A 22,058-nucleotide genomic window follows, 5' to 3' on the forward strand; every position below is an offset into this window, starting at 1 on the left:
CCTTATGGGACGATTCCTTTTTCTGTTTACACCATGACCTTGCAAATATTGTTCGTAAATTCAACAGGGTCCTGAATCGGCAGGCCTTCGATGAGAAGCGCCTGATTGTATAAAAGGTTTGTGTATAGGCTCAGCTTTTCTTTATCCTGTGCAAACGCGTCTTGGAGCGTTTGGAATACCTCGTGATTCGGGTTAATTTCCAGCACTTTGTCCGCCTTTACATTTTGGCTGTCAGGCATCGCGTTTAAGATTTTTTCCATCTCAATTGTCACTTCGCCGTCAGCAGCAAGGCAAACTGGATGTGATTTAAGCCGTTTTGAGATTCTGACGTTTTTCACCTTGTCTGACAGAATGTTTTTCATTTCCTCAAATAGATCCTTATACTTGCTTTCCTCTTCCTCGGACTGCTTCTGATCCTCATCCGTGTCTATGCCAAGGTCTCCGCTTGATACGGATTTGAATTCTTTTTCCTGATAAGATGCCAGCATTTTAATCGCAAACTCATCGATGTCCTCAGTAAAGTAGAGAATTTCATAGCCTTTATCCGCCACCATTTCCGTTTGCGGCAGTTTCTCAATGCGATCGTATGAATCACCAGTCGCGTAATAAATGTATTTCTGCTCCTCTGGCATTCTGGAAACGTACTCATCTAAGCTGACCAGTTTTTTCTCTTTTGAAGAGTAGAATAATAGGAGATCCTTCAATTGATCCTTATTCGCGCCAAAATCATTGTACACGCCGAATTTCAGCTGTCTGCCGAACGACTTGTAGAACGTCTCGTATTTCTCGCGGTCTTTTTTCAACAGGCTTTGCAGCTCGCTTTTGATTTTCTTGCTGATGTTTTTCGCGATCAGCTTCAGCTGGCGGTCATGCTGCAGCATTTCTCTGGAAATGTTCAGCGACAGATCCTCAGAATCGACCATGCCCTTCACAAAACTGAAGTGATCCGGAAGCAGATCTGCGCACTTATTCATGATCAGCACGCCATTGGAATACAGCTCCAAGCCTTTTTCATATTCCTTGGAATAGTAGTCAAACGGCATGTTCTCAGGGATGAATAGAATCGCGTTATAGCGAACCGCTCCATCCACACTGATATGAACGTGTGTCAGCGGTTTATCAAACCCGTAATGCTTTTCAGCATAGAATTTTTCGTAGTCCTCATCTGTCAGCTCGCTTTTGTTCTTTCTCCAGATCGGCACCATGCTGTTGACCGTCTGCTCTTCCTGCACCTCTTCAAACTCATTTTCGCTGCCTTCCTTCGGCTTATTAATGGTTGTGTCCATTTTGATCGGGTAGCGAATAAAGTCGGAGTACTTCTTGATAATCGCTTTTAAACGATATTCCTCTAAAAACTCGTCATAGCTGTCATCTTCTGTGTTCTCTTTGATTTTCAGGATAATGTCTGTACCGACAGAATCCTTTTCACACGGCTCAATCGTATAGCCGTCTGCACCCGCAGACTCCCATTTATAAGCCTCATCGCTGCCAAGCGCTTTACTGATAACTGTCACGACATCGGCAACCATAAATGCCGCGTAAAAACCGACACCGAACTGCCCGATAATGTCATGCCCGTCTTTCAGCTCGTTTTCCTTTTTAAACGCAAGGGAACCGCTTTTTGCAATCGTGCCGAGGTGCTGTTCCAGCTCATCCTTTGTCATTCCGATCCCCGTATCAGAGATGGTTAATGTTCTCGCATCTTTGTCAGCCGCGACCTTTATGTAGTAACTGTCTTTATCAAACGTAAGCGCATCGTCCGTCAGCGCTTTGTAATAGATTTTGTCAATTGCATCACTCGAATTGGAGATTAACTCGCGCAGGAAAATTTCTTTTTGGGTATAAATGGAGTTAATCATCATATCCAGCAAGCGTTTAGATTCTGCTTTAAACTCTTTTTTCGCCACTCTTGATCGCTCCTTTAACGTTATGTAAACCCTTTTCAGCATCTATTTATCACATACGGTGACAATTGTCAATTAGATTGATAGATGCATATATATGTAAATTTAACATTAGTTGGGCTTGTTTTCACTCTTTTTCACACTCTTTCTAATAAAAAAAGAGAGGCTTCATCATCCTCTCTTTTTTTCTGCGTCATTCCAACGGCCAAACTCCCGCTTCATCCATATATGCACCGGGTAGAAAAACAAACCGAACGGTATCAAAAACAATAGATTATGCCATGAAGCATTCAGAAATGCGCTTGCAGTCACCGGAAATGTAATCTCTTGCAATACAAAAGAGATGACAGTCAGCACAACAAATGCAGCTGGAATGGTCACGAAGCAATAAAATGTGAGCTCCTTCTTATGCTGTACCTTCAAACTTACAAACCTCCCAACAATTTCTAATCCATCTTAACATATACTGGCATTCCTTTTCTCGCATGTTTATGACTGCACATAGCGGGAAGACAAATAGTAAAAGGAGGTCTCGTATCATGGGAAGACTTGAAAACAAAACAGCAGTGATCACAGGCGCCGCGACAGGCATTGGTCAAGCGACGGCAGAGGTTTTTGCCAATGAAGGCGCGCGCGTGATCATCGGAGATATCAATACAGATCAAATGGAAGAAACAGTGGACGCAATCAGAAAAAACGGAGGACAGGCCGAATCCTTTCACCTCGATGTGTCAGATGAAAACAGTGTGAAAGCATTTGCTGACCAAATCAAGGATGCATGCGGAACGATTGATATACTGTTTAATAATGCCGGCGTTGATCAGGAAGGCGGAAAGGTGCATGAATATCCGGTTGACCTGTTTGACCGCATTATCGCCGTCGACCTGCGCGGCACGTTCCTTTGCAGCAAATATCTGATTCCGCTCATGCTCGAAAATGGAGGCTCCATCATCAACACCTCCTCCATGTCAGGCCGTGCCGCGGATCTTGACCGCTCCGGCTACAACGCCGCAAAAGGCGGTATCACCAACCTGACAAAGGCGATGGCCATCGACTACGCACGAGACGGCATCCGCGTCAATTCCATTTCGCCGGGTACGATCGAAACCCCGCTGATTGACAAATTAGCAGGCACCAAAGAACAGGAAATGGGTGAAACATTCCGCGAAGCCAACAAATGGATCACGCCGCTCGGGCGCCTCGGCCAGCCGAAGGAAATGGCAACAGTAGCGCTGTTCCTCGCGTCAGACGACAGCTCATACGTTACAGGAGAAGACATCACTGCAGACGGCGGTATCATGGCGTATACATGGCCTGGGAAGATGCTGATTGATGAGAAGTGGAAATAAAATTCAGATGATTCATTAAGAGAGGGTGGATAGAAATCTGCCCTCTTTTATTGAATTTAGGATTAGCATTTCAAAAATCTTATACAGTAGATTATTAGAACATTATAGTAATAATCCAATTTATCCTCTTGAATATACATTTAAAGTCAAGTCGTTTGTCCAAAAGAAATTAAATAAACTCCAACATCTTCATCATCTAAAAGTAAGTTAATTACCAAAGAAAAATATAGTAAATGATATTGATTTTACCAATAATTTATACTAGAATAACTAGGAAACCAGTACAAAAGGAGGGTTATTTATGAAAGAATTATCTAATTTAGAATTAGAAAAAGTGGAAGGCGGAAACTGGCAAAATGTTACGAAGAATACTCTATTTGCTGCTGCTGATGGAGCTGCAATCGGAGGAATGTTTGGTGGTCCAGCGGGCGCTTTTGTTGGGGCTCATTATGGAGCTGCTGCATACGCTATTGGTTACGCTTTGGATCACAGAAAATAATACAATGTTAGGGGAATATACATATGAATAATTTAGAAAATAAAAGTTTTGAAGTCTTATCTGATAATCAGCTTGAGTTAGTAGAAGGGGGTTCAGGCTATGGTGATGGTGTAGCTGGAGGACTCACAGGAGGAGCTATACTAGGCGGTGTAGTAAAAGGGGCCCAAAATGGCGCGAAATATGGAAGACTAGGTGGAGCATGGGGAGTTGCCGCTGGTGTTGTAGTTGGAGGAGCCATCGGTGGTTACTTAGGATATAAAGGGGCTTAAAAATCCCTTAACTTAAGACGATCTGTTTGATTAACAGATTGTCTTTCTTTTTTAAAATAATTAGAATCATGGAGTATTTAGATGTTCTTTAAAAAGTACCAATATGTAAAACAAATTGATGAAAAAGACTGTGGAGCAGCTTGTCTAGCCACTATATTGAAGCATTACGGCTCCAAATTATCAATAAATAAAATTCGAGATATTGCGGGAACAGATAAACAAGGCACAAGCGCACTTGGACTAGTCAGAGCAGCTGAACAATTAGGCTTTTCAGCAAAAGGAGTAAAAGCTGACAAAACAGCTTTAGAAGAACCCTTTACACTGCCGGCTATTGCACATATCATTCTTAATGGACAATTATTACATTATGTTGTTATTCATAAAATTACAAAAGACCAGATTATCATTGCAGATCCTGGCCGCGGAATCATAAAGTACACAAAAAAAGAATTTTTAGAGGTTTGGACAGGAATCTTAATTTTACTGACTCCTTCTGAAACATATAAGATCCATGTAGAGACCAGTACTATACGAAGTGATATATTCAAATTAATACTTCATCAAAAATCATTGATCATCCACACAATTTTAGCATCCTTTATCATTACAGTTTTCGGTATTATGGGGACTTTTTATTTTCAAACGGTCATTGATGAGATTTTACCAAATGGATTGAATAGCACGTTACATATACTTTCATTCGGCCTCATCATTATGTACTTATTTAAAGTCCTTTTAACAGCCTTTAGGCAATATTTAATGATATTATTGGGCCAAAAATTAAGTATTTCAATAATGTTTGGTTATTTCAAACATGTACTTAGCTTACCGATGAAGTTTTTTAGCACTAGAAAGATCGGGGAGATTATATCTAGATTTAATGATGCTAGCAAAGTAATTGATGCTATTATTAGCGCCTCTCTATCAGTAGTACTTGATACAGTAATGCTTGTAATGGTAGGCATCTTTTTATATCTACAAAATACAACTTTATTTTTAATTACATTGGCTTTTATCCCATTTTATGTTCTTACAGTTTGGTTTTTTATGAAGCCATATGAATCCATCAACAATACTGAAATGGAAAACAATGCTCAGCTGACTTCAAAAATAGTTGAGACACTTAACGGTATTGAAACAATTAAAGCATATAATGCTGAATATATGATGTCATATGAGACAGAAAAGAGATTTGTGAAGTATTTGCGCTCTGCTTTTAAGCATGGAGTTATCGATAATCTTCAAAATTCTATTAAAATGTTTCTGGATTTAGCAAGTGGAGCATTCATATTGTGGATTGGTTCAACTCAAGTGATGAAAGGAACTCTTTCAATAGGTCAGCTCATTACATACAATGCATTGTTAACATATTTTTTGAATCCTTTACAGAACATAATAGGCCTTCAATCGAAACTCCAGTCAGCTTCTGTTGCTTCTAAACGACTGGGAGAAATACTAGAAGTAGAACACGAAATAAAAGATAAGGATGCTCAAATAACAACGCCAGGGTCTATTAATGGCCCAATTGAATTTATTAAAATTAACTTTCGATATGGTACTCGGCGACTAATCCTAAAAGATATTACACTACGTATAGATAAAGGGGAGAAAGTCGCTTTTATTGGAGAGAGCGGTTCCGGAAAATCTACTCTAACTAAGCTCTTAATGAAATTTTATACAGCTGAGTCTGGTGATATTTTAATTAATGGTTATCATATCAATGATATTCATGCTCATTCATTAAGAGAAAGTATAAGTTATATCCCTCAAGAATCTCACTTTATACAGGGTTCCATTTTTGAGAACCTTCTGCTCGGTAACTCAGGCAGTTTTACCTTTGAAGAGATTATAGAAGTATGCAAACAAACAAATGTACACGATTTTGTCAATGATTTACCAATGAGATACGATACTCTCGTAGAGGAAAACGGGTCTAATTTATCTGGAGGCCAGAAGCAAAGACTCGCAATTGCCAGAGCATTATTAAGAAAACCTAACATTCTCATAATGGATGAATCAACAAGCAATCTCGATACGACTACCGAACAGGGAATATCAAAAATGATATACGATCAGACTGTTGGTATAACTACGATTATAATCGCTCACCGTTTGAGTACAATTATGAATTGTGACAAAATATTTGTCATGGAAAATGGAGAAATCATAGAGTATGGGAACCACAATGATTTATTGAAGAAAAAAGGCAAGTACTATGAGTTGTGGGAGAACCAAATGCCATCCAGAGGGATGGTGACTATTTAGATGAAACGTAACTTTTTCAATTTACATGATTTGAAGGATAGCAGAGAATTCTATGAATCAAAACCCAAACCAATTGGTGTTTTCTTTACATATATACTGATAGCTTTACTTATTGCATGTATTGTTTTTAGTTTCTATGGAAAGAAAGAAGTGATTCTAAAAACGACAGCTGACATCCAATATACAAAGCCTAACAGCAACGTAACAAACGAAGTAGCCGGCAAAGTAAAAACAGTTGACATTAAACAGGTTGATAAGGTGAAAAAGGGAGATACTCTATTAACTCTAGACAATACGGAAATCCAAGCGCAGAAAAAAGCTGTTAAAGCAGATATCAAAGATTTAAAAGAACAAGCTGCGTTAAACAAAACTCTAAAAAAAAGTATTGAAAATGACAAAAATTTATTCAGTGAGGACGATCATTGGGGTTATCAAGATCAATATCTCTCGTACGAAAAACAAAGTATTTTGTTAGAGTCATCAAAAGAAAATGCAAAAACTCAGCAGAAAAAACTTAAGAAGCAGAAAAAAAGCATAAAAGATAGTCTGGATAAGACAAAAAACAAAGTCAAACTAAAGCTTCAAAGAATTTCTGATCTGCAAGACTCCATTAAAAACAATAAATCCTTTGCCAAACAGGATGATAAGTACAGTTCTTACTATAATAGTTATCAAACTAACAAACAAAATGTAGAGCAGCAGTTTGATGATCTACGGAAGATGAAAGATGAGCTCGATAAAAACCGTTTTTCACAGCAGAAAGAGAACTTGAACGGACAGCTTGAAAGTTTAAAACAAGATATGTTAGTAAAACTAAGTGAAGAAAAAGACGAATTAAATCAATCTCTTGATGAGATTAACAGTTCAATTAAAAGTGACGATTCTGACAGTGATTCCGATAACTCAGAGGAAACAAATTATAAGCTTTCTATTGAACAGCTCAAAACAAACTTGCTAAATCAGACATCTCAAAAGCAAACAGATCTTCAGACCACTCTTAAATCAAAAGAGGATGATCTAAAGATGATAGATTTACAATTAGAAAAATATAAAATAAAAGCAGCAAGTGACGGCTATGTTAATGTACTAACAAATATATCTCCAGGTGACAATTTACAAGCAGGCACTGCTATTTTGACTATTATCCCTGATAAAGAGAAGCTTAAAGCTAATATTTATATTCCGAGTCATGAGATCACAAATATTAATGAAAAAGATGAAGTAAGATTCCATATTGAAAATACAAATCAAACCATCAAAGGTGTCATTACAAAAATAAGTCCAGACAGTATTAGTGATCAAAACGGACAAAAATTTTATATTGCTGAAAGCACAATAGAGAAAAATAAAGTTATGAACGATAACGGATCAACTTTACACTTAAAAAATGGAATGCAGACCGATGTATCAATTATAGTGGATTCTAAAAGGTACATTGATTATCTACTAGAAATACTACATTTACAATAATATAATAAATATAAATCCAACAGAGGCAATCTGTTTATGGGTTACTCACCGGTCTGAAATAATGTACTTAGAATAAGTGAACCACTCAAAATAAACTATTATGCAATTTCATTTTTGTGGATTTATTTCTTGTTTTATGTAATTATGCTATAATTACAACTAAATTTTCAACAGAAAGGTCAAGCAATTTATGTCGCAAAACAAACTATTATTTTTACTCTTTTCATTTTCTTCTATCATTCACTTGCTCTTCAATACGATTTTAGATCCTACTTCAAGCTGGAAATCTTGGTCGGTGAACATTGCGCTAATTCTTTTAGCCCTTCTATTTTTAAATTTCACTTTGAAAGAAAAGAAAGAAACTCACAAGACCAAGTGACATAACGACACAAAGCCCGGACTGACTATCCGGGCAAATTTATATCCTGTAAACGTTACCTCTCTCAGGTTTTCTTTTCATAACATACTGAAGTTACTCTCCGGCCTTCCATTTCAGCCACTGGCTGGTTTATAGCAATACAACCTTATACTTCTTCACATCCAAAAACTGCAAAAACTCCCTCGCCAGCACTTCCGGCGGATGCGCCTTCCCTTCATCGAGCCGATACAATATCAGCCCGATAATCATTGCGGATACATAATGGGCATAAAGCTTTTTCTCCGCGTCAGTTTGCTGATGGAGATAAAACGATTTTAGCGCTTTGAACATATTAGGTATCACATGAGGAACACTCCATTCCCGATTAAGAAAATGAACAATGGGCATGTTTGATAAATCAGAAAGCAGGCCGGCGAGCGCCTCCTCCGCTTCTTCGAAGGAAAGCTCATTCGGACTTGAGGCAATCGTCAGGTGATCAATGATCTCCGCACATGATCGCTGTATCATGGTTTGGAGCAATTCCTCTTTATTGGCATAGTGATCATAAAAAGTTGCGCGGCGGATATTGCTTTTACGCGTAATATCCGAAATCGTGATGCCCACGTAGTCTTGTTTCTCCGCCAATACGTCCAGAAATGCCTGCTGGAGCGCCTCTCTCGTTCGAACCACCCGCCTGTCGATTGGCTTGTCCTTCTCTCGCTCTCCTGGCACAGCTTGTCCAAACAGCCAATAAAATCTCTTTTGAGAAACAAGCTCCCATACCTTTTGGCTGATAGCTTCCGGAGCCGCGGCCGCATCCTCATTCAGCCAATACAGGATAATTGCGTATGTGTACAAGGCCCGGTAATGTCCGTAAATTTCTCGTTCGATCGGCGTCAAATTCACATGGATCGGAGCCAGCAGCACATCATGCTGAAACACATCCTTAAAAAAACGATGGAAATGCCCTCTGTTCATCATCACAGAAAAAAAGGATTGATGCTCGTGAACAAAGGACAGAGTCGGATGCACCGTTTGCCGTTTTTTGTTCAAATGGAGGGTATCCAAATGACTGAAGGCGTCAAAAAGCGCTTTGCCCAGCTCTTCCTTCATGTCTTCGATTAAATCCTCAATGATTGAAAACTTATCCTCATAATAAAGGTAGAGCGATCCGCGGCTCACTTTGGCCCTTTCAGCTATTTCTTTCATTGTGATATGTTGAATATCTCTTTCTTCCAATAAGGCCAGCAGCGCCTGTTTCACTTGAGCTTCGGCAGATTCCGGCACAAAAGACACCTCCAATCATTAGACAGTTGTTCAATATATGTACGGTAACGTATAGATGGTTCACCGTTGTCTTTCTTATAAAAAAGGTACCACCTTATAATAGGTCCGAGAAAAGAAGAAAGCAAATGAGGGGGATCTTACAATGGAACAGAAAGTAAAGGACGACATCCAGCGTGTCTTTCAGCTTCAGAAAAAACAGCAAAAAGCCTTGCGTGCTTCAACAGCGGAACAGCGCAAAGAGAAGCTTCAGCGCTTTTTAGATTCCGTCATCGCCCATGAGGAAGAAATCATTGAAGCGATCCGCAAAGACGTCCGCAAACCATATCACGAGGTCAAAAAAGCGGAAATCGAAGGAACGAAAAAAGCGATCAGAGATAATATGAACAACCTGGAACAATGGATGGCGCCTAAGGAAGTCGGTTCATCGTTAAGCCCTGAGGCAAACGGGATTCTTATGTACGAGCCTAAAGGCGTCACACTCATCCTCGGCCCGTGGAACTATCCGTTTATGCTGACGATGGCGCCGCTTGCCGCTTCTCTCGCAGCCGGAAACAGCGCGATTGTGAAGCTGTCCGATTTCACGATGAACACAAGCAACATTGCCGCTAAAGTGATCAGAGACGCGTTTGATGAAAAAGAAGTCGCGATTTTTGAAGGAGAGGTTGAGGTGGCAACCGAGCTTCTTGATCAGCCGTTCGACCATATTTTCTTCACTGGAAGCACAAATGTCGGGAAAATCGTCATGACAGCGGCGGCCAAACACTTGGCATCTGTCACACTTGAGCTTGGCGGCAAAAGCCCAACGATTATCGACAGCGAATACGATCTCATGGACGCAGCGAAAAAAATCGCCGTCGGCAAATTCGTAAACGCCGGCCAAACCTGCATCGCACCTGATTACCTGTTCATTAAAAAAGACGTTCAGGACAGGTTCGCAGGCATTTTACAAACAATTGTCAACGCAGGATTTATGGAGGATGATCATAACCCAGATCGCAGCAAGTTCACGCAAATCGTCAATAACCGCAACTTCAACCGCGTCAAAGACCTGTTCGACGATGCCATCGAAAAAGGGGCGGAAGTCGTGTTCGGCGGCGTATTTGATGCCAGCGACCGCACGATCTCGCCAACCGTTTTGAAAAACGTCACGCCTGATATGAAAATCATGCAGGAGGAAATCTTCGCACCGATTCTGCCAATGATGAACTATGAAGACATCAACGAGGTCATCGATTACGTAAATGATCGCGATAAACCGCTTGCGCTTTATGTATTCAGCCACAACCAAGACTTGATTGACAACGTTCTTCATCACACGACATCAGGCAATGCCGCCATCAATGATGTTGTCGTCCATTTCAGCGACGTCAACCTGCCGTTCGGCGGCGTCAACACAAGCGGAATCGGCTCCTATCATGGGGTATACGGATTCAAAGAGTTTTCTCATGAGAAGGGTGTATTTATTCAGGCCGCTGAATAATTGTAGTGAAGAGAATCTGCATTAACTTGCAGGTTCTTTTTTATCATTCTATTCACCTAAAGACAAAAAGGCAAAATAAAGAAATATATAGTTATAAAATACCATTTTCACTACGAGACCAAATTCCTCTAGTATATCTCATTGAAACCGCGCAACCTCTAACGTATAATATCCCAGAAAACTTCAAAGGAGAGAATATTATACATGGAAAAGCCAGCTGGATTTTGGATTCGGGCAGTTGCCTCTATTATTGATGATTTAATTATCTATTTTTTTGCTTTTATTATGATCCAAATTAACACCTTCATTGTCCTGCCTCTCATTGATGCAGGAAGCTCCTATATGACAGAAGATCAATATAAATTTTATATCCTGATATTCGGGACGATTCCTGTTATCGCCATCATATATATCTTCGGTATTCTTTATTATAGCTTGCTGACTTCTTCAAAAATGCAAGCAACACTAGGCAAAAAACTTATGGGTATCATCGTTGTCAATCAGTATGGCGAGCGAATTTCATTTTGGCACAGCTTTGGCCGTTTTTTCGCTTACATACCATCAGGAATTTTGTATATCGGTTACATTATGGCGGCTTTCCCCTCTAAACTGGCATTACACGATTATATTTGCGGGACAAAGGTGATTTATAAAAATAAACATCTTGATTGATACCAAAAACAGGCTGCCGAGATCACCTCGCCAGCCTGTTCTGCTATTTCCCAAAAGCCATCAGCTTCGTATAACTTCCAATATAAAGTGTTCCGTCCTCAGCAAGCTGCGGAGATGACACGACGTTGCTGTCGGTTTGATAGCTCCATAATTCATTGCCGTTTGCGTCCGCCGCATAAACCTTCATATCATCTGACCCAAAATAAACCGTTCCCTTCGCATCAATCAACGGCGCCGTTCTGACAGGGCCGTCTGTGTAGAATGACCAGTTCATATCCCCGTTTTTGCTGATGGAAAACAGCTCGCCGCTTCCTGAGCCGATATAGATGTTGCCGTTATGGTCGATCGCAGGCGATGAACTTGAGAACCCGTTGAGCGGGAATGTCCATTTTAAGCTGCCTGTTGACGTATACGCATACAGCTGTCCGTCTTGGTTGCCCGCATAAACGGTGCCATCCTTATCAATCACCGGATATCCTTTAAACGCATTTGACGTCGTTCTGGACCATTTCACCTGTCCGGTTCCGGAATTGATCGCATAAAACACGTTATTGTATGTGCCGACATACACGGTGCCGTTTTTGGCAAGCACCGGCACAGAGCTGACGACACCATTTGTTTTCAACTTCCAGCGCTCTGTCCAAGTTGATTTGGACGTCGGTTTGACCGCGTGAACATAATTATCAAGTGTTGAGAAGTACAACGTGCCGTCTGAACCGATCACCGTTTCAGAGCTTGGCCCGCCGCTTAACGGAACCGTTGTTAAAATCTCACCCGTTTCCTTGTCGATAAAATAAATTTTTTTATCATAAGATGCCAGATAGATAACGCCGTTGGTTCCGAGTACAGGGGATTGTGTGAACGTTTTTCCCAAATTGCCTGTCACCCATTTGACTGAGCCGTCCGGATTAAAGGCTTTCATTTCCCCGTCTCTGGAATGAAGATATACTGTGCCGTCTCCGTCAATCACAGCCCCCGCTCCATTCTGCGGAGTCGTTCTGATGTCGTTTTGCCATTTCAGCGTCCCGTCTGTATTTCCGGCGAACCGGCTTTCACGTGACCAGTTAAACATGGCAGGCGCCATCGCTTGTACATCATATCTTCCTGTCAAAAAGCCGGATGCTTCATTATTTTGAGAAAACACCGTTTCCGCCGCATAAGCAGCTGCCGGCTGAAGCACTTTGGCAGCGGGCACATCAGAAACAGCGCCGGCCGAAACAGCAGCCGCCACCGCAGCTCCCGCTATCAGAGCTTTCATTCGAAATGACTTAACCATCATTGAGACCCCCATTATATGTATTTTCTAATATGTGACCATCATAACATATTCATCCATTTTTTCATTCTACTTCACAAAACCATCACAAACTAGAAAACTATGTAAGAGTATGCACAGACGTTTTTTCAGCACCCGAACGAAATGCAGCCACAAACCAAATAACGTTGACAGCAGCCGCAGCGAGACTAACCCCGACCACAAAAATCATCTCAGAAAGCAGGTGGTCACTAAAGAAACTAAACATCAAGCTAAAACCGGCCGAAGACAAATGGATCAGCAGCCCAAAGCCGCAAAGCACCGCCATGACATATCTCATCGCATCTACTCCGAGCATATAAATGAGAAAAGGAATGAAATACAAGACAAGGATCATCCCGACAGATGACCACATGCCAACTGAATTAAACTGATTGGACGCCGCTCCCGTCCCGGCCAGCGGCGAAAGTGAAGCCGCTACGATCACAGCGCAAAAAAGAAATGCAGAAATGGCTGTCATGATCGCCACGCTGTTTTTTCTAGACATCAAACTCCTCCTCAGATAGAAATATTAACCTTTTCATTATAAGGGAGCTGAGTAGAAAATTCATTATTTATTAATAAATTCCAGAATGCAAAAGCAAACGCTGGCTTCTTTCTAGTATATTTATATAGTAAAAAACAAAGGATAATAGACTCATTTTTCTGTAATATCAGGATTTTATCACCATATCATATTGCATGTACATGTTTTTCAAAGTATACTATTCCAGATTAATTCAGAGGAGAGAGAAAAATACATGGAAAAACCAGCAGGATTTTGGATTCGTTTTTTAGCTTATTTTATTGACGGCATTATTGTATCTGTTCCTAGTTATATTATTCTATTTATTATCAATTCTGTGTTTGTAGCTGGGGCTGTGGCAGCAAACCCTTACATGACCCAAGAGGAGTATATGGTGACATACATGACGATTGCATTTTTGCCAACTATGCTGATCATGATCGTCATCAGTGTGTTATATTACGGACTGCTCACAGCATCTAAAATGCAAGGCACACTCGGAAAAAAAATTCTTGGCCTGAAAGTGGTCAATGAACAAGGTGAACGGGTTTCTATCGGCCAGGCAATTGGCCGTTACTTTGCCTATATCTTATCTGGCATCATCTTTTATATTGGATTTATCATGATCGCCTTTGGTGAGAAAAAAGGCCTGCATGACATCATTTGCAAAACACGTGTCGTGTATAAATAATACAAAAAAGTCTAGCGCCAATAAGCGTCTAGACTTTTGTTTTTTTATAATAGACTGCCACGACAGATACGTAGCGCTTCTCCACAGCCACTCAAACGGACTCATTCGAAAGACGAGAAGCCAAAGATGGCTGAAGACCATTTGAGCGGCACAAACAGCAATCGTAATGAGCACACCGATCCGCTCATTTGCCAAAGTCGGCTGTAATGAAGACATAGCCATCACGCTCCTTTTTTCTGTACCTTTAGAGTATGAAAAAAAGGAGCACGGAACCATCGATTTAGGTGTCAGGCAGTCATGAAAACCTTACAATCCTGTCATCTTTATGGTTTTATTACCTTTAAATCCAACGCTTCAATATTCTGCAAAACGCGATCAAAGCGCAAAGCCTGAGGCTCACTTGGGAAAATGTGGCCTTCATAAGGGTCGCCTAACGTCCGGAAAAACGGTTCAAATAATCCTGGAACCAAGACACCCACCATCTTTGTATAATGAGAATCCAGTCGATAGGAGTGAACGGTATTTGCAGGGACATGCAGGAAATCTCCCGGGTTCAGCTGAATTTTCTGGCCATCTGCCCACATCGTCATCTGACCTTCAAGGCAATAAAATGTTTCTGTATGATGTTCATGGTAGTGATCAACGATTCGGTCGCCTTTAGGGCCGTCCGATACTACGACGATAAACTGGCCGTCTGTATTTTTTTGGGCAGCCACAATACGGTGAAGCTGATCTCCCGTCAATAATCGATCTCCTTCTCCAGATTCAAGAACGTATGGAACAGCTCCATCCGGAAGCTCTGTAAGTTCCGCTAATGTTGCCGAACATGCAGGCTTTTCTTCATCTAAAAATACAATGTCCGCTACAGCGGCAGCTTCTGCAAATCGCTCGTTTGGCACTTCTTCGCTTGCGAACGGCGGATGTTCAGCCTGATCATACGGATTCCCAATCACGGAATACATGTGGGCTGCGTTTCCTCTCATCGTGTAAGACACCAGTCTTGTTCTGTGGCTCTGCATCCGGTAGCTGTGCGGTATCCCCGCCGGAATGTTGGCATAATCACCTGATATCAGTAAATAGTGTTCTCCATCAAGCGTCAGCTCAAGCTTCCCGTCCAAAACGAGAATTCCTTCATGCGTATTCTTGTGGACATGAAGCGGAAAGGCATCTCCTTTTCCCCCGGAAAGCAGCACGATCTCAAACAGGTCGCCCGTGCTCCTTCCATTCGCCATCACCGTGGCAACCTGTCTGCCGAACAGATAACGCTCGCCTTCCCCGCTCCGGAGCAAATACGGCATTTTTTCTTTAGGCAATGAATGTTTCCATAATGTTTTCATAAATCGTTTCCTCCAATTTAGACCAGTCTATATACTATAACTTTCTGACTAGACCGTTCTATATAATTGTAGGAGAAAGGATAACAAAATGCTACCCTTTTTTTCTCACCAGCACTGGTATTTGTTCGGCAATGAGAAGAAGGGGCGTTTTGTCTTTATTCGTTAACGAAAGCATGATACCGCCCTCAATCATCGAATTAATCAGCATTCCAAGCTGATTTGCCTCTTCTTCTGCAAACCCGTTTTCCATTAATTTTCTGGCAAAAACCGCTTCCCAGCTTTGAAACACCTTCATGCAAACCGTCCGCAGCGGTTCACTGATTAACGCTGTCTCACTCGCCAGCAAACCGACTGGAATACCTGTAATGCTTTCTGTGTTGTCGAATTGGCTGGCTGTTTTTTTGATAAAAAACTGAATCGCTTCTATTGGATCAGAGCACTCCTCCATGCTTTGCTGTATCAGATGTTCAATCAATTTCCCTGTATATGTAACCGCTTCAATTGCTAATTCTTCTTTGCCATTCGGAAAAAAATGATAGAGCGATCCCTTAGGAGCACCGCTTTCTTTCACAATCTGGTTCAAACCTGTCGCGTGATATCCTTGCAGCTGGAACAGACGTGACGCCGTGTGAAGGATTTTTTCACGTGAATCTCCTCTGCTAGTCATTAAAACATTCCCTCCTAGGTATGGTAGAGCGACTTATATAATATAAAAAAGAACCCTGTGATTGTCAAAAGGGGTAAGACCCTCCCGGATGGGGTAAATGTTAAAAAACAGCCTCTAGGAGGGATCTCAATGGCAAACGATTATTCAGTCACGAATACAGAACAGATTGAACAACAGAACCCCGGCTTGAAAACGAAGATCAAACTGAAAAAACTCAAGGATCAAGTGATTGTCATTACCGGCGCTTCAAGCGGTATCGGACTTGTCACGGCGAGAATGGCAGCTGAAAAAGGCGCAAAGGTCGTGGCAGCAGCGCGAAATGAAGATGCGTTGAAGGAGCTCACTGATGAACTTAAGGATAAAGGACACGACGCCATATGGGTGAAGGCGGATGTCGGAAAAGAAGAGGACGTCAACCGCATCGCCGAAACCGCAATCAGCACATTTGGCCGCTTTGACACATGGGTTAACAATGCGGCCGTCTCGACTTTCGGACATGCCATGGATGTCACCGTTGAAGACATGAAGCGGCTGTTTGACACAAATTTCTGGGGGCCCGTTTACGGAACAAGAGCTGCTGTCAAACACTACACCGGCAGAGGCGTGCCGGGCGCACTTATTAATGTAGGAAGCCTGTTCGGAGACAGGGGAACGGTCATTCAATCCACATATGCGTCAGCCAAATTCGCGCTTCACGGCTGGACGGAAAGCATCCGAATGGAACTCGAAAAGGAACAGGCGCCCGTCTCGGTAACGCTCATCCACCCGGGCAGAATCGACACACCCTATAACGAGCACGCGCACAGCTACCTTGACAAACAGCCGGCTCATTACCGCTCCATGATCTATCCGCCGGAAGCAGTCGCCGAAGCCATCCTGTTTGCCGCCGAACACCCTAAGCGCGACATGTATATCGGGTCACAGGCAAAAGCCATCGCCATGCTGGGCGCGCTTTTCCCTCGTCTGACCGACAGACTGATGGAAAAAATCATGTATCACAGCCAGCATGCCGAAAGACCGTCCAACCCGCGAGAAGAAAGCGCGCTTTATGAAGCGGGCTACGGCATGCATGACAGGGGCACAAATAAAGGATGGATGCGGTCAAGGAGCTATTACACGAAGGCTGCGAAGCGCCCGATTGTATCGGCGGCTGTTGTTGCCGGACTAGTGGCTTGGGCTGCCGCCAAACGGTGCAAATAATCTCTGCCCATAAGAAAAACCCATGCTGTTCCATCGAACCATGGGTTTTTAGCTGTTAATCAATAAAAGCCTTGTTCATACGCTGCAGCAGCTCGCCGAATATCTCTTTTTCCTGTGTTGACCATTCTTGCAGCATCTGTTCATAACGTTCAAGGCGCTTTTGCTGATCGGCTTTTAAAATTTGTTTACCGAGCTTTGTAATGGTAAACAGGCTGACTCTCCCATCAGATGGGTCTGAAAAGCGATGGATGAGCTCCTTTGCCTCTAATGCAGCTGCTTGTCTTGAAAGAGTTGAAATATCAAGCTTGAACGATTCTGCCAATTCCTTAACACGAGCAGGCCCAAACTCATCCAATTGTCTCAGCAATAAGTAAGAAGATCTTTCCAAATTCCCTGTTCTTTTCTCTGATTGATCCAGATAAACGGCTCTCCTGATAAAAGTCGTCAGCTCATATTCAATTAATTCAACTGGATTTTGTTTTCGCAATCGCTCTCGCTCCCCATTCCAATCTCCGTCATTGACAACATCATATATACTTGTATAATACAAATGTATATTAACTGAATAAATACAAGTCGTTATATGACCAAATCAATTATTATACTTGTATAGTACAATCATATAAATAGAAAGTAAAGCGATTCCTCAGAACCATCCTAGAAGCAAGTCACCAGAAAGGAGGAAGCTGCTCTCATTGGAGAGCAGCACTTGATGTGAAAGTCATACGAGTTATCTTGCAAGTGTTGATATTATATGTATTTTTTATGATCGGGGAAGCCCTTCAGCACATGTTTCATTTACCTGTGTCAGGAAGCATCGTCGGATTGGTATTGCTGCTGATCTGTCTGGGCCTCCGTATTGTCCCCGTCTCCATCATTGAAGACGGAGCAGGTTTTTTATTGTCCTTTCTTCCATTATTGTTCATCCCGGCCATGACAGGAGTGATGAACTATCCGTCACTTATTTCATTCAATGGTCTGATGCTGCTGATTACAGTCGTACTCAGCACCATCGTCACCATCATTGCGGCTGGATTCGCCAGCCAGCTATTAGAGAAAAAAGCAAAAAAACGTGAGGAGAAAGAGAAATGCAGCAAGCATGTATCGCAATCATGATAATTCTTTTAACAGTGGCCGCTTATGTAGCCATGGCCAAACTTTATAAGCGATTCCCGCTTCCATTTCTGATCCCTGTTCTGACAACGACCATATTGATTGTAGCGGTTTTGATCATGTTCCATGTTTCGTATGAAGGCTATATGATCGGGGGGAAATGGATCAATTCTTTGCTTGGGCCGGCTGTTGTGGCACTGGCTTATCCGCTTTATAAACAATGGCATATCATTGTCAAACATTGTATTCCCATTCTAGGCGGCGTCCTGGTCGGATTATGCATGGGAATGATCAGCGGACTGGTCTTCGCAGAAGCATTCGGGATTGATCATGATCTTTTATTATCCATACTGCCAAAGTCGATCACAACCCCTGTCGCTATTCAAATCGCCGCTGGTCTAGGAGGCGTCCCTTCCATGACAGTCGTATTTGTCATGATAGCGGGTTTTTCAGGCGTCATCCTCGGGCCGCTTTTCCTAAAATGGCTTCGCATACGCAGCTCCCTTGGACAAGGCATTGCACTAGGAAGCGCCTCCCATGCGCTAGGCACCTCCAAAGCATTGGAATATGGGGAACTGGCCGTATCCATGAGTTCCGTCTCCATGACGCTTTGTGCGGTGCTCGGCTCATTCTTCGGCCCAATCGTCGTCTGGCTGTTTCATATTTAACAAGAAAGACTGCCCCGGCGGAGGGCAGTCTTTTTTTGTGTGTAATCGTAACGCAGAGATAGGAAACTGATCATTAAATATTATGTCAGGAAAAGCGATTGACAGTGTCACTGATAAAATGAAGGATCAATTATCATTTGATAAAGTTCGTTCTCATGTGTCGAGTGCAGTAAATTCCATTGGCTTATAGAATAAAGAAACCAAAAGCCGGCAAATTGCCTGCTTTTTTGCTTTCTCCAGACTGACATAGAGCTGTCTTACATAAGATATGTTTATCATTCACAAAATGAGGGTAATTCTTTCGTTGCACGATTAACATAAAGGAGGTTCAAATGGACCACTTAGACTTGCATCATATTTTCGAACTGGGTTTTTTGCTGGTTATGATCGCAGCCGGAATCACTGCGATTGCCAAGAAGTGCAGGCAGCCTTATCCCATCGCACTGGTGATTGTCGGAACGATCATTGGACTTGTACATATTCCGCTCTTAGAACCGCTTAAAGATTTTATTACTGAAGGAGAAGTATTTAACTTTGTCATCATAACACTATTCTTGCCGGCTTTATTAGGAGAAGCGGCGCTGAAACTTCCTTTTTCCCATTTGAGAGAAAACAAACGGCCCGTTCTGGCACTGGCTTTCGGCGGTACACTCATCTCGTTTCTGATCGTCGGCTTTTCTTCCATGTGGCTTATGCATCTGGCCATTCCTGCGGCGTTTGTTTTTGCGGCGCTGATGAGCGCGACTGACCCCGTGAGTGTGCTATCCATATTCAAAAGTGTCGGCGCGCCGAAAAAGCTTTCGATCGTCGTTGAAGGAGAAAGCCTGTTCAATGACGGGCTGGCGGTTGTGCTGTTCAACATTTCCGCTTTTTACTTGATGACATATCTGGATCTCGGCATCCAAGGCGCCGGTTTAGGCCTGTGGGAGTTTGTCAAAGTGATTTCTCTCGGCCTGATCATCGGAGGCATACTTGGATATGTCTTTTCCCAGCTCACCAAGTACTTTGATGATTACCCTTTAGAAATTATTTTCAGTATCATTCTGTTTTACAGTTCATTTCTATTGGCGGAAATGGCAGGTGCCTCCGGGGTAATCGCCGTTGTTGTCGCCGCTCTTATTTTCGGTAATTATGGCGCCAACATCGGCATGAGCCCGACGACAAAGCTGAATATCAATAACTTTTGGGACGTCGCCGCCTTGCTTGCGAACTCCCTTGTCTTTCTAATGGTCGGACTTGAGATTACGAGAATTGACCTCACAGATAAATGGGGTTTGGCCGTTACGGCGATTGTGATTGTGCTTATCGCCCGAAGTGCCGCCGTCTATATTAGTCTGGCCTTTATCAAAAACTTTCCGGCTTCATGGCAGCATACGATTAATTGGGGCGGGCTGAAGGGTTCTCTATCCATCGCACTGGTGCTGAGCCTGCCGAGAGACTTTCCGGGGCGTGAAGACATTCTTGTGTTCGCCTTCAGTGTTGTTTTATTCTCCCTCGTTGTCCAGGGCCTCAGCATCAAACCGCTTCTTGAACGGTTAGGCGTGAATCAAAAGGATGAAGGTAATCAGGAATATGAGGAACTGCTAGCAAAAGGACATCGCTTAGAAACCGCCATCAAAGAAGTCCAGGAATCCAAACATCATTTGCTTATACACGAAGCTGTCTCCAGCGAACTGACAGACCAATACAAAGAAGAAGTCAGCCAGCTGCATCAACAAACAAATCAATTATTTGAATCATATCCGGAACTCAAAAACAAACAACAAACCATCTTGAAGAAACATTCGTTATACGCTCAATACCAAGCGATTGAAAACCTATCAAAAGAAGATATCATCTCAAACGAAGTGGCTGAGCAAGAGCAAGCCCGGATCATTGATGAAATCGTTCGTTTGGAAGACGATCATTAATACACAAAAAAGCAGACTGTCAGCAGTCTGCTTTTTCCTTTATGATCTAAAAAAATCAATCAGCGGCTGAAAATCCTTAGACAAATCAACGTCATTCGGATCTGCTTGAAGCAGGCGGTCAATCATGCGCTCCAGCTCCTCAACATCATTCTTATCCGTATACTCAATGAAGTTTAAGCCTTCAAGCCAATCTCGGTATGAATGTTTGGCTTTGCCATAGCTGTTCCCGAAGACAAGGCAAGGTGTTTTCGTGATAATCGAGAAAATCATCGCGTGAAGGCGGTCGGTAATCACCAATTTACTGGAGCCGATGCGGTCCAGCATCTCCATAAAATGCTTTTCACGATCGGCGTAATCGATGGTGTCGACCGTATCCAGCACCGTATCGGTACGCTCCGTGTAAGTTGTTTTTTCTGCCCATTTCTTCATCTGTGAAATAAAATCTTCGTCAGTCACTTTCTCCTTATCCGCTCTTAAAATAAAGAGAACGCCGTCCCGCTCGAGCTCTCGCGGCACAATATCCAAGGAAAGCACCATGTCCGGTGTAAAGATCACATTGGAGTTGAAGGTCTCTTTCACCACATCGAGTGTTTGCGTCTCGCGCGCAGCAATCGTTAAGTTTGTATTTTGATGGTACGCATCCTGTGTTTTTTTCTTTTCCTTCTGCCCTTCCTCTGTATCCTCAAAATAAACGGATTGTGGCAAAGAAATCGATTTGTAGTCTTTAAACGCCGAGAAGACCTTTCTTCTGTCTTCCTCAATATCGAGATAAAGGTTTCCTAAGTTTCCTCCGCCTGTAAAGCAGACAATATCGTCTTCACGAATGATCTCCTTCACCAGTTCAATGCCCTCATCCGTCGCATAATCCATAATTTCAATGTATTCATAATACGGAAAATGATTTTTGATAAATTTCTCTTCCGCATACGCAATCGCTTGGTCGCCAATGTTTGTATAACTAGGGGAACCAAACAAAAATACTTTTCGTTTATCATTTAACAGAGCTTCCGGCTCCACATTTGGCGCAATGCCTTTAACTAGTTTTTTGCCTTTGATTTCTTGTACAGTCATATCTGCGTCCTCCTTCTGGGATGAATTC

Annotated in this window: 21 protein-coding genes and 1 pseudogene; 12 read left to right on the plus strand and 10 right to left on the minus strand. The window is 42.3% G+C overall.

The genetic code is table 11. From position 1 onward, the window contains the following. Window positions 1-26: 26 nt before the first annotated feature. Both htpG and CDO84_RS19580 read right to left on the minus strand, forming a co-directional pair. Window positions 27-1,907, minus strand: coding sequence for a molecular chaperone HtpG (gene htpG, locus CDO84_RS19575; RefSeq protein WP_040081245.1), 1,881 nt, complete (start codon window positions 1,905-1,907; stop codon window positions 27-29). A 168-nt stretch (window positions 1,908-2,075) separates the two neighbouring features. After that, on the minus strand, window positions 2,076-2,327 hold the full coding sequence (locus CDO84_RS19580; RefSeq protein ID WP_040081243.1) for a hypothetical protein: 252 nt from the start codon (window positions 2,325-2,327) through the stop codon (window positions 2,076-2,078). 116 nt (window positions 2,328-2,443) lie between these two features. On the opposite strand from CDO84_RS19580, the gene CDO84_RS19585 reads away from it, so the two are divergent. The 5 genes from CDO84_RS19585 to CDO84_RS19605 all read left to right on the plus strand — a co-directional run bounded on the left by CDO84_RS19585 (window position 2,444) and on the right by CDO84_RS19605 (window position 7,756). Next, window positions 2,444-3,253 carry an SDR family oxidoreductase gene (locus CDO84_RS19585; RefSeq protein ID WP_040081242.1) on the plus strand — a complete coding sequence of 270 codons (810 nt, stop codon included), beginning with the start codon at window positions 2,444-2,446 and terminating at the stop codon, window positions 3,251-3,253. Between the two features lie 301 nt (window positions 3,254-3,554). Beyond that, on the plus strand, window positions 3,555-3,752 hold the full coding sequence (locus tag CDO84_RS19590) for a Blp family class II bacteriocin (RefSeq protein ID WP_040081241.1): 198 nt from the start codon (window positions 3,555-3,557) through the stop codon (window positions 3,750-3,752). A 23-nt stretch (window positions 3,753-3,775) separates the two neighbouring features. After that, window positions 3,776-4,021 carry a Blp family class II bacteriocin gene (locus CDO84_RS19595; RefSeq protein ID WP_040081239.1) on the plus strand — a complete coding sequence of 82 codons (246 nt, stop codon included), beginning with the start codon at window positions 3,776-3,778 and terminating at the stop codon, window positions 4,019-4,021. An 81-nt stretch (window positions 4,022-4,102) separates the two neighbouring features. After that, on the plus strand, window positions 4,103-6,286 hold the full coding sequence (locus CDO84_RS19600; RefSeq protein ID WP_040081237.1) for a peptidase domain-containing ABC transporter: 2,184 nt from the start codon (window positions 4,103-4,105) through the stop codon (window positions 6,284-6,286). Beyond that, window positions 6,287-7,756: a beta-barrel domain-containing protein gene (locus tag CDO84_RS19605; protein WP_040081235.1), complete on the plus strand. Its 1,470-nt coding sequence runs from the start codon at window positions 6,287-6,289 to the stop codon at window positions 7,754-7,756. Window positions 7,757-8,264: 508 nt separating this feature from the next. Here CDO84_RS19605 and CDO84_RS19615 read toward each other — a convergent pair. Continuing rightward, a complete protein-coding gene (locus tag CDO84_RS19615; RefSeq protein ID WP_040081234.1) occupies window positions 8,265-9,401 on the minus strand; it encodes a TetR/AcrR family transcriptional regulator in 1,137 nt (378 codons plus the stop codon). 142 nt (window positions 9,402-9,543) lie between these two features. Here CDO84_RS19615 and CDO84_RS19620 point away from each other — a divergent pair, with 142 nt between their 5' ends. Then, the gene (locus CDO84_RS19620; RefSeq protein ID WP_040081232.1) at window positions 9,544-10,881 is read left to right on the plus strand and encodes an aldehyde dehydrogenase family protein; all 1,338 of its coding nucleotides are present in this window, start codon (window positions 9,544-9,546) and stop codon (window positions 10,879-10,881) included. Between the two features lie 204 nt (window positions 10,882-11,085). Then, window positions 11,086-11,553: an RDD family protein gene (locus CDO84_RS19625; RefSeq protein WP_040081231.1), complete on the plus strand. Its 468-nt coding sequence runs from the start codon at window positions 11,086-11,088 to the stop codon at window positions 11,551-11,553. Between the two features lie 43 nt (window positions 11,554-11,596). On the opposite strand, the gene CDO84_RS19630 is transcribed toward CDO84_RS19625, so the two are convergent. Then, window positions 11,597-12,829 carry an outer membrane protein assembly factor BamB family protein gene (locus CDO84_RS19630; protein ID WP_040081229.1) on the minus strand — a complete coding sequence of 411 codons (1,233 nt, stop codon included), beginning with the start codon at window positions 12,827-12,829 and terminating at the stop codon, window positions 11,597-11,599. A 100-nt stretch (window positions 12,830-12,929) separates the two neighbouring features. After that, entirely contained in the window at window positions 12,930-13,355 is a 426-nt protein-coding gene (locus CDO84_RS19635) for a DUF5391 family protein (protein WP_040081227.1), read from the minus strand. Between the two features lie 253 nt (window positions 13,356-13,608). On the opposite strand from CDO84_RS19635, the gene CDO84_RS19640 reads away from it, so the two are divergent. Then, on the plus strand, window positions 13,609-14,064 hold the full coding sequence (locus CDO84_RS19640; RefSeq protein ID WP_040081225.1) for an RDD family protein: 456 nt from the start codon (window positions 13,609-13,611) through the stop codon (window positions 14,062-14,064). Window positions 14,065-14,097: 33 nt separating this feature from the next. On the opposite strand, the pseudogene CDO84_RS21795 reads toward CDO84_RS19640, so the two are convergent. The 3 genes and pseudogenes from CDO84_RS21795 to yxaF form a co-directional block, all read right to left on the minus strand. After that, a pseudogene (locus CDO84_RS21795) lies at window positions 14,098-14,241 on the minus strand (DUF418 domain-containing protein); the annotation flags it as partial. 146 nt (window positions 14,242-14,387) lie between these two features. After that, window positions 14,388-15,401, minus strand: coding sequence for a quercetin 2,3-dioxygenase (locus CDO84_RS19650; protein WP_040081224.1), 1,014 nt, complete (start codon window positions 15,399-15,401; stop codon window positions 14,388-14,390). Window positions 15,402-15,492: 91 nt separating this feature from the next. Then, the gene (gene yxaF, locus CDO84_RS19655; RefSeq protein WP_014666045.1) at window positions 15,493-16,068 is read right to left on the minus strand and encodes a transcriptional regulator YxaF; all 576 of its coding nucleotides are present in this window, start codon (window positions 16,066-16,068) and stop codon (window positions 15,493-15,495) included. Window positions 16,069-16,197: 129 nt separating this feature from the next. Between yxaF and CDO84_RS19660 the strand changes: the two genes are divergently transcribed. Then, window positions 16,198-17,268: an SDR family oxidoreductase gene (locus tag CDO84_RS19660; protein WP_014666046.1), complete on the plus strand. Its 1,071-nt coding sequence runs from the start codon at window positions 16,198-16,200 to the stop codon at window positions 17,266-17,268. Window positions 17,269-17,323: 55 nt separating this feature from the next. On the opposite strand, the gene CDO84_RS19665 is transcribed toward CDO84_RS19660, so the two are convergent. Further along, window positions 17,324-17,755: a MarR family winged helix-turn-helix transcriptional regulator gene (locus tag CDO84_RS19665; protein WP_040081221.1), complete on the minus strand. Its 432-nt coding sequence runs from the start codon at window positions 17,753-17,755 to the stop codon at window positions 17,324-17,326. Between the two features lie 227 nt (window positions 17,756-17,982). On the opposite strand from CDO84_RS19665, the gene CDO84_RS19670 reads away from it, so the two are divergent. The 3 genes from CDO84_RS19670 (at window position 17,983) to CDO84_RS19680 (ending at window position 20,959) form a co-directional block, all read left to right on the plus strand. Then, window positions 17,983-18,384, plus strand: a complete 402-nt coding sequence (locus CDO84_RS19670) for a CidA/LrgA family holin-like protein (protein ID WP_040081219.1) — start codon at window positions 17,983-17,985, stop codon at window positions 18,382-18,384. After that, entirely contained in the window at window positions 18,357-19,049 is a 693-nt protein-coding gene (locus CDO84_RS19675) for an LrgB family protein (RefSeq protein WP_040081217.1), read from the plus strand. Before CDO84_RS19670 ends, CDO84_RS19675 begins: the two co-directional genes overlap by 28 nt. Window positions 19,050-19,381: 332 nt before the next feature. Continuing rightward, window positions 19,382-20,959: a Na+/H+ antiporter gene (locus CDO84_RS19680; protein ID WP_040081215.1), complete on the plus strand. Its 1,578-nt coding sequence runs from the start codon at window positions 19,382-19,384 to the stop codon at window positions 20,957-20,959. Window positions 20,960-20,998: 39 nt separating this feature from the next. Here the strand turns inward: CDO84_RS19680 and CDO84_RS19685 are convergent, their stop codons facing one another. Next, complete coding sequence (locus CDO84_RS19685) at window positions 20,999-22,030, minus strand: polysaccharide pyruvyl transferase family protein (RefSeq protein ID WP_040081212.1); 1,032 nt, start codon at window positions 22,028-22,030, stop codon at window positions 20,999-21,001. Between the last annotated feature and the right edge of the window lie 28 nt (window positions 22,031-22,058).

Source organism: Bacillus sp. MD-5 (genome assembly GCF_002201875.1).
GTDB classification, from domain to species: domain Bacteria; phylum Bacillota; class Bacilli; order Bacillales; family Bacillaceae; genus Bacillus; species Bacillus stercoris.